We start from the raw sequence: 1,024 nt of genomic DNA, 5'->3' as shown, positions 1-1,024 counted from the left end.
CGTTTTCAAATTTACGAAGGAAGTATGAATGCCGATAGGCTGATTGACTTTCTTAAGCGATTGATCAAAACAGCGGGGCGTAAAGTTTACCTCATTCTGGACAATCTTAGGGTACATCATGCACGATTTGTTAAAGCTTGGCTGGCAGAGCACGAGGATGAGATAGAAATTTATTATTTACCATCATATTCACCTGAACTGAATCCAGATGAGTATTTGAATTGCGACCTTAAAGGGGGCGTTCACAGTGGCATGCCAGCCCGATCCAAGGAGAAGCTAAAAAGGAAAGTGCTTTCTCACATGAGAATGTTACAAAAGAAGCCCGCGCGTGTAGCAGCCTACTTCCGACACGAATCAATTAGGTACGCAGCATAACTGAACTATTTGTCCGCCGGGTTAATAACTATCAATATTTATCGAATAAGCTCAGTTTTACAACTAAAACTCAACCATAAAATAGCACTCCAATAATTCGTAAATTTATCTCCGAATTTATAGAGATGCCCTTAAATGTAATGTGGGCTGATCTGCTTTGTTGGTGTTGAGTTAGTGACTTTAGATTATTTGTTGCGAAGGGAAATATATATCATAGAACTTATCTTTATATGGAAGTTTTTCGTGCACGATTTCTCTTGCTTCAGTAAAAGAGCCCAGTAATCAATATAAGGGTACCTCTAAAAATTCACTAATTTCCGGTAAAATAATCTAAACGCTCACTAGTAAAGGTTATTGTCAAATGCAGCCGAGTTTTTTCGGTCTTGATGACCGCCATCGCAAGCTAAATGAACGTGATCCACTGGTTGCTCTTCGTAAGTTGATTGACTGGGAGGACTTCCGGAGTACTTTGAATAAAATCCCCACACTTCCAAGAAAGAGTAATGCTGGAAGAAGACCCTTTGATAAGGTACTGATGTTCAAGGCACTTGTATTACAGCATTTATATAACCTATCGGATGATGAGCTGGAATATCAGATACGCGATCGATTTTCATTTTGTCGATTTCTCAGCCTAAACCCGGAGGAC

The 1,024-nt window shown here is 39.6% G+C and carries 2 protein-coding genes; both read left to right on the top strand.

From position 1 onward, the window contains the following. Positions 1-375 (top strand): transposase (locus tag ACCI49_RS24770; RefSeq protein WP_371837343.1); only part of this gene is annotated, 375 nt, incomplete at its 5' end. Between the two features lie 361 nt (positions 376-736). Beyond that, positions 737-1,024, top strand: a 288-nt coding sequence (locus ACCI49_RS24765) for a transposase (protein WP_371838736.1), incomplete at its 3' end; no start/stop codon positions are given.

Origin of the sequence: Microbulbifer epialgicus (genome assembly GCF_041447265.1) — a bacterium.
In the GTDB taxonomy this organism is placed as follows: Bacteria; Pseudomonadota; Gammaproteobacteria; order Pseudomonadales; family Cellvibrionaceae; genus Microbulbifer; species Microbulbifer epialgicus.
This window is presented reverse-complemented; position numbering and strand designations above follow the sequence as displayed.